Source organism: Pseudomonas machongensis (assembly GCF_034961125.1).
In the GTDB taxonomy this organism is placed as follows: domain Bacteria; phylum Pseudomonadota; class Gammaproteobacteria; order Pseudomonadales; family Pseudomonadaceae; genus Aquipseudomonas; species Aquipseudomonas machongensis.
In genome coordinates this window covers 83,162-90,210 of sequence record NZ_JAYFUI010000192.1, presented here as the reverse complement: position 1 = coordinate 90,210, position 7,049 = coordinate 83,162, and the positions used below count along the sequence as shown (strand labels likewise).

4 protein-coding genes and 2 tRNA genes are annotated in these 7,049 nt (G+C 63.7%); 2 read left to right on the top strand and 4 right to left on the bottom strand.

All coding sequences use genetic code 11. From position 1 onward, the window contains the following. Positions 1-277 precede the first annotated feature (277 nt). On the top strand, positions 278-2,176 hold the full coding sequence (locus VA602_RS25010; RefSeq protein WP_323454630.1) for a potassium transporter Kup: 1,899 nt from the start codon (positions 278-280) through the stop codon (positions 2,174-2,176). Positions 2,177-2,213: 37 nt separating this feature from the next. Here VA602_RS25010 and VA602_RS25005 read toward each other — a convergent pair whose 3' ends face one another. From VA602_RS25005 to VA602_RS24990, 4 genes are all read right to left on the bottom strand, one after another. Beyond that, positions 2,214-3,506 carry a virulence factor family protein gene (locus tag VA602_RS25005; RefSeq protein WP_323454629.1) on the bottom strand — a complete coding sequence of 431 codons (1,293 nt, stop codon included), beginning with the start codon at positions 3,504-3,506 and terminating at the stop codon, positions 2,214-2,216. After that, positions 3,506-6,148 (bottom strand): bifunctional lysylphosphatidylglycerol flippase/synthetase MprF, encoded by a 2,643-nt coding sequence (gene mprF / locus VA602_RS25000; protein ID WP_323454628.1) that lies wholly within the window; start codon positions 6,146-6,148, stop codon positions 3,506-3,508. Before mprF ends, VA602_RS25005 begins: the two co-directional genes overlap by 1 nt. 238 nt (positions 6,149-6,386) lie before the next feature. Beyond that, positions 6,387-6,463 (bottom strand) — tRNA-Met (locus VA602_RS24995). A gap of 120 nt (positions 6,464-6,583) precedes the next feature. Continuing rightward, a tRNA-Met gene (locus tag VA602_RS24990) sits at positions 6,584-6,660 on the bottom strand. A gap of 245 nt (positions 6,661-6,905) precedes the next feature. Here VA602_RS24990 and VA602_RS24985 point away from each other — a divergent pair. Beyond that, on the top strand, positions 6,906-7,049 hold a 144-nt coding region (locus tag VA602_RS24985; protein WP_456154091.1), incomplete at its 3' end, for a Y-family DNA polymerase.

The window sequence follows — 7,049 nt, the reverse complement described above, 5'->3', positions numbered from 1 at the left end:
GGTGGACATGACTAACCTCGGTATTGAAACAGGTCGCGCCTGCCAGTGGCGGCGCGATCCGGGCGGGCGTTTTTGGCGCCTCTGATCAAAAAGTGCGCAATTCTAGCGAGCGCAAGGTCGCTTGACCAGCAGAAAAGCGACGAGCGCTGCGCTATGCTTCGCGCCGTTGTGTCCGGGTAACAATGATAGCCGGATGACGACAGCGGTCCGGGCGCTGCGAGCATGCCGCCCGGTGCGAATACTACCGGCCCCGAAGGGCCGTCTGCGGGAGTGGTCGATGGTTCAGGCAAGCAGTCACGCCGAGGGCGGGCATGGGGCGGCGCGCCCTTTGTGCCTGCTGGTGGCAGCTGTGGGGGTGGTCTATGGCGATATCGGCACCAGCCCGTTGTATACCCTCAAGGAAGTCTTTACCGGCGGTTATGGCGTACAGGTCGACCACGACGGGGTGCTGGGCATCCTGTCGCTGATTCTCTGGTCGCTGCTGTGGGTCGTGTCGTTCAAGTACGTGATGTTCATCCTGCGTGCCGACAACCAGGGCGAGGGCGGCACCATGGCGCTTACCGCACTGGCGCGGCGTGCCACGGCCGCGCATCCGCGGCTGCGCATGCTGATGGTCGGCTGCGGGCTGGTCGGTGCCTCGCTGTTCTATGGCGACAGCATGATCACCCCGGCAGTCTCGGTGCTGTCGGCGGTCGAGGGCATGGGGCTGGCGTTCGACGGCATCGACCACTGGGTGGTGCCGATCTCGCTGGTGGTGCTGGTGGCACTGTTCCTGGTGCAGAAGCATGGTACCGAGAAGATCGGCAAGGCCTTTGGGCCGATCATGGTTGCCTGGTTCCTCGTGCTGGCTGCGCTCGGTGTGCATGGCATCCAGCAAAGCCCGGAAGTGCTCAAGGCGTTCAATCCCGGGTGGGCGTTGAACTTCTTTATCGTCCATCCTGGGATGGGCGTGGCGATTCTCGGTGCGGTGGTGCTGGCACTGACCGGTGCCGAGGCGCTGTACGCCGACATGGGGCACTTTGGGCGCAAGCCGATCGCCCGTGCCTGGTTTGCCCTGGTGCTGCCAGCTTTGGTGCTCAACTACTTCGGCCAGGGCGCGATGCTGCTGCAAAACCCCGAGGCGGCGCGCAACCCCTTCTACCTGCTGGCGCCAAGCTGGGCGCTGCTGCCGCTGGTCGGGCTGGCGACGATGGCTACGGTGATTGCCTCCCAGGCGGTGATTTCCGGCGCCTTCTCCCTGACCCGCCAGGCCATTCAGCTGGGCTACGTGCCGCGCATGCAGATCCAGCACACCTCCAGTGACGAGCAGGGGCAGATCTACATTGGCGCCGTGAACTGGACCCTGATGGTCGGCGTGGTGCTGCTGGTGATCGGCTTCGAGTCTTCCGGCGCCCTGGCTGCGGCCTACGGGGTGGCGGTGACCGGCACCATGCTCATGACGACTATCCTGGTTTCTGCGGTGATGCTGCTGCTGTGGAAATGGCCACCGGTGCTGGCAGTGCCGCTGCTGGTGGGGTTCCTGTTGGTGGATGGGCTGTTCTTCGCCGCCAACGTGCCGAAGATCGTGCAGGGCGGTGCTTTCCCGGTACTGGCGGGGATCGTGCTGTTCGTGCTGATGAGCACCTGGAAGCGTGGCAAGCAGATTCTCGTCGAGCGTATCGATGAGGGTGGCCTGCCGCTGCCGGTGTTCATCAGCAGCATTCGTGTGCAGCCACCGCATCGCGTCGAGGGAACGGCGGTGTTCCTCACGGCGCGTGCCGATGCGGTGCCCCATGCGTTGTTGCACAACATGCTGCACAACCAGGTGCTGCACAGCCAAGTCGTCCTGTTGACCGTGGTCAGCGAGGATCGGCCGCGAGTGCCGGAGTCGGAGCGCTTCGAGGTCGAGGCCTATGGCGACGGGTTCTTCCGCGTACTGCTGCACTTTGGCTTCGTGGACGAACCGGACGTACCGGCGGCACTGCGCCTGTGCCATCTGGAAGAGCTGGATTTCAGCCCCATGCGCACCACCTACTTCCTCAGCCGCGAGACGGTGATCGCCTCGCGCCTGGAAGGCATGTCGCGCTGGCGCGGGAACCTGTTCGCGTTCCTGCTGAAGAATGCCAACGGCAACTTGCGCTTCTTCAACCTGCCGCTGAACCGGGTGATCGAGCTGGGAACCCAGGTCGAGATCTGATTGAAACAACAAGGGCCGCGATGCGGCCCTTGTTGTTTTACTGCTCGGCGACGTTCGACTTGCCCTGGCGGGTCTCGATCTCGCCGATCAGGCGCTTGGCCAGCGCCGGGTAGTTTTCGTCGAAGTGATGACCGCCTGGCAGCTTCATGCGCTCGCCCACGGCCGTCTTGTCGGTGCAGCCGCTCTCGTCGGTTTCTTCCACACCATAGATGCACACCACCTTGGCGGCAGGCAGCTTGGCCATCTCCGGCCCGGTCGGGGCCTCCTGGCCTTCCTTGCCCAGCCAGCCCTCCACTTCGATCTCGAAGCTGCCACTGCGGGCGAAGGCCAGCAGGATCACCGCGTCGATGCGCTTCTGGTCGGCCTCCGGCAGGCGATTGTAGATGGCCGGCAGTACATCGGCACCGAACGAATAGCCGGTCAGCACGAAGCGCTTGGTGCCCCATTTCTGGCGGTAGTGCTGCATCAGTTCCGACAGATCGGCAGCGCTCTGTTCAGGCGTCTTGTGCTGCCAGTAGTAACGCAGGGTATCGATGCCGACCACTGGATAGCCGAGCTTGGCCATCTCGCCCGCCACGTCGCGGTCCAGGTCGCGCCAGCCGCCGTCACCGGATAGGAACAGGGTGACGGTGTCGGTGGTCTGGCCGGCCGGTACTTCCACCACGGGAATGGCCAGGGCGTTGCCATCGCGTCCCACCAGGGCCTGGGTCAGCTGGGCCTTGAGGACCTGCGGCAGGTGAATGTCATAGTCGCTGATGCTGGTCTCGGCGTTGGCCTGGTCGCGCACGAAGGCAGCGCTGGCGTCGTCGGGGTTATCGTTCCAGGCCACGTTCCAGTGACCGTGGGCAGCGGTTTTGGGCAGCTCGAGCTTGCAGTCTGGTTGTTCGAGGTTGAAGTCGACCGAGATGGCTCGGGCCTTGTCGTCGTTCTGCTCGGCCAGCCAGCGCCAGGCCTGCGAGGCGCCTGGCCCGATGCCGGCAACCAGGGTCGGCTTGCCGGAGAGCTTGCCCATGGCCTGGTCCAATGCCACTTGCTGCTTGCTGCAGTCGCCGGTCGGCAGGATCACCTGCACCAGTTGCGCTTCACCGGCCTGGCTGAGATCCAGCAGTTGCTTGTCGGTCAGTGCCTGGTCATGGGGTACGCCAACCGCGACCAGGGTCTTGACGCGCACGCCGGGCGTGACCCGGGTCAGATTACTGCCATTGTCCAGGGTGAAGTGCTCGATACGGGCTTCGGGGGCAGGGCGGGTCCATAGCCAGAAGGCCCCACCGCCAGCCAGCACGGCGAGCAGCAGGGGGATCAGCAGGTACAACCAGTAACGTCGGGTCATCAGCGTTTCACCAATCCAGTCAGGCCGCCAGCAATCAGGGCGGCGGTATCAGCCAGTGCAACCAAGGGGTCCAGCCCGGCCGGCACAGCCATGTAACGGGGTTCCCAGTCCGGCTGGAACTTGTCCTTGAAGCGCCGCAGGCCCTGGAAGTTGTAGAGCTGCTCGCCGCGCTGGAACACCATCGAACCCAAGCGTTGGGTCAGCGGTGCGCCGCGACGCGGTTGCAGGCCGGAAAGCGGGACCATGCCCAGGCTGAAGCGGGCATAGTCGTGGCTTTTGTAATGCAGGATGAGGCCCAGCATCATGAATTCCATGGTCAGCTTCGGTGCCTCGGGATGCGCGCGCATCAGGTCCAGGCTGGCCAACTCGTTGCTGTGGGTTTCCAGCAGGTTGGCGAAGGCCACCGGACGGCCCTGGAAGCGGATCAGTGCAATTCGGAAATGTTGCAGGTACTCCGGGCTGAAGCGGCCTAGCGAGAAGCCTTTTTCGCGCACGTTCTTGCCAGCCAGCCAGGCGTCGGAGATTTCCCTGAGCTCCTGCAGGGGCGCATGCCCGGGTTCGTGGACTTCCAGGGTCAGGCCGTCGCGGCCGCCACGGTTCCAGGTGTAGCGCAGGTCCTTCATCTCCTTGCCCTTGGCTTCGAGGTCGAAGCGGCGCAGGTCGACCCGCGCCTCTTCGCCAAGCTTGATCGCGGTCAGGCCGATGTCCATGTAGAAGGGCAGGTTTTCCGCGCGCACCTGGTAGAACACCGGGCGGGCGTGGTGCAGGTCGCAGAGGTCGCGGAACTGCCAGATCATCTCGGCACGCTCCTGAGCCGGGCCGATCGGGTCGTACAAGGCGACCAGGCTGCGGCCGCGACGGGCATACATGAGGAAGGCATTGTCGTTGGGGTGGAACAGCAGCGCCTTGTCACCGGTCAGGGCCAAGCCACCGTCGGGCTGATCGGACGCCAGCAGAATGCGGTTGGCGCGCTGCAGTTCGTCTTCACTCGGCAGGTGAATTACTGGGCGCGCGGTGCGCAGCAGCCAGGTCAGGGCGACGATCACCAGCAGTACCGCACTGCCCAGTGCCGCACGCAGGCCACGCGGAGCATCGGCATCAAGGGTGAACTGCCACCACAGTTTGTGGCTGTAGGGGACGTCCTGGTAGGCGAACAGCAGCAGCCATACCGAGGCGCCGACCACACACGCGCTGGCTACCAGGTAGATCGGCGAGAACGGCAGCTCCAGCAGGCGGCTGGGGCGATAGAACGAGCGCCGGAACAGGGCGAGCAGGGCGGTGGTGAAGATCATCATCGACGCCTCTTCCCAGTCGAAGCCCTTGAGCAGCGACAGCAGTGCGCCGGTCAGCAGCAACACCGTGGTCAGCAGCCAGGCCGCCGACAGGCGGCGACGCAGGCCCTGGGCCAGCAACAGGCAGAGGACGCCGATCAGGCTTGCGCCGAAGTGCGAGGCGTCGATCAGTCGATGCGGGATGAGAAAGCCCATGTGCTCCAGGCGGCTATCGATCTCTGGGGTAACGCCGGAGAACAACAGCACCACGCCGGACAGAAACACCAGGATCGCCAGCACGGGGGCGGCGAGCCCGGATGCAGCCTTGATCGCCTGTTGGGCGAACAGCAGGCGGCGGGCTTCGTTTACCAGTAGCAGAACGCAGGCCACCAGCAACGGCAGCACCACGTAGATCAGGCGATACAGCAGCAGTGCTGCGGCCAGGGGCGCCGCGCCAAGCTCATTGGCGAAGGCGGCGAGCAGGATCGCTTCGAACACGCCGACGCCGCCGGGCACGTGGCTGAGTACGCCAGCGGCGAGGGCCAGCAGGTAGACCAGTACGAAAGCGCCGAATGGCGGGGCTTCGGGCAATAGCAGGTAGAGCACCGTGGCGGCGGCTGCGACGTCCAGCGCGGTGATGAGCAGTTGCAGGGCGGTCAGGCGTGCACCGGGCAGGCGCAGGGTGCGACGTCCGACCTGCACCAGCAGATTGTCGGCCAGAGGTTGCTCGGCGGCGCGGCGGCGATAGAGCCCCATGGCCAGGACGGCGCAGGTCAGTAATACCGCAACGGCGATGCTGCCCAGCAGTGTCGGGGACATGCGCAATGCGGTGGAGGCCGCGCTGAGGTCGCTCAAAGTGGCCACTGCTGCCAGCGGAGGCAGTGCGCAGCCCAGCGAGAGACTGGCGAACACGGTCATCCGTGCGACTTCTGCAGCCCCCAGCCCCTTGCGCGCATAAAGGCGATAGCGCACCGAGCCACCGGAGAGCATCGACAGGCCGATGGCATTGCCGATGGCGAACGCACTGAAACCACCCAGCACAAGCGTGCGGGGTGGAAGCTTGACACCTGCATAGCGGGCCGCGGACCACTCGTATCCCAGCAGGGTCACGAAACCTGCCACCGTGGCCAGCAAAGCACCCAGCAGCGCCTGCTTGGGCACGCTGAGCATGGCGTCATGCAAGGCATAGATGTCCAGTTCGCTCAGCAGGTGTCGGCAGGCGATCAGCGCCATGGCGAACAACAGCAGGGTTATCGCCAGGCCGATGGGCTGGCGGTATTTGCTGAGGCGTTCGAGCCACGGCAGACGCTGTGCTGCCGCAGGCAGGGCTGCGGTGATCGGGGCCTGGGAGTCTGGAGAGCGGGAGGTCATGAAATACCTCGTGCGGCGAGCGCGAGGGGGAGGAGACGTGCGGCCAAGTGAAAGTCCCTTTGGAAAACGTGTCCAGATAGTACTCCGGGTGGAGTAGGTTTATCCGTTTCAGGTTAGTTAAAGTTAGTTCATTGAGGTGCCAGACAAAGGGCAAAGCGCGTACGACAGGATTTTTTAAAGGGCAAACGCAACAAGCCCCGCACTATCCTGGGATAGGCGGGGCCTGTTCTGACGAATATGGTTGCGGGAGCCGGATTTGAACCGACGACCTTCGGGTTATGAGCCCGACGAGCTACCAGGCTGCTCCATCCCGCGTCAGAGGTGCGAATTCTACGGATTATCGACGGGCTGTCAATCTTAATCCTTGATTTACGTGGATATTTTTTCAAGGCAAAGAAAAAGGCCACTGTGTGAACAGTGGCCTTTTCTCGAATCTGGTTGCGGGAGCCGGATTTGAACCGACGACCTTCGGGTTATGAGCCCGACGAGCTACCAGGCTGCTCCATCCCGCGCCTGTGGAATCGAATTCTACGGAAATCCTTCCGTGAGTCAAGCTATTTTTCAAAAAAACCTTTTTTGTTCAATCCCTTAGCCTGTTGCACAGGCCAGGAGCTGAGCCATGACGCGGGTTGTAGCGGGTTTTGCGAGGGGGCAGTCATACCGGTCATCCTTGCCCGCGTCGGGTGGGGCTGACGAATGCCGAGGCGCGTGCTGTAATATCTGTATGAATTTACAGTACTGACGGTCAGTCATGTCCCTGCGCAAGATCATCCACATCGATTGTGACTGTTTCTACGCCGCCATCGAGATGCGTGACGACCCCCGCCTGGCGGGTCGGCCCATGGCTGTGGGCGGTCAGCCGGGGCAGCGTGGGGTGATCGCCACCTGTAACTACGAGGCA

Bases quoted from the DNA above. Each gene is read 5' to 3' on its own strand.
- VA602_RS25010 (WP_323454630.1), top strand. From the start codon at position 278: ATGGTTCAGGCAAGCAGTCACGCCGAGGGCGGGCATGGGGCGGCGCGC.
- VA602_RS25005 (WP_323454629.1), bottom strand. From the start codon at position 3,506: ATGACCCGACGTTACTGGTTGTACCTGCTGATCCCCCTGCTGCTCGCC.
- mprF (WP_323454628.1), bottom strand. From the start codon at position 6,148: ATGACCTCCCGCTCTCCAGACTCCCAGGCCCCGATCACCGCAGCCCTG.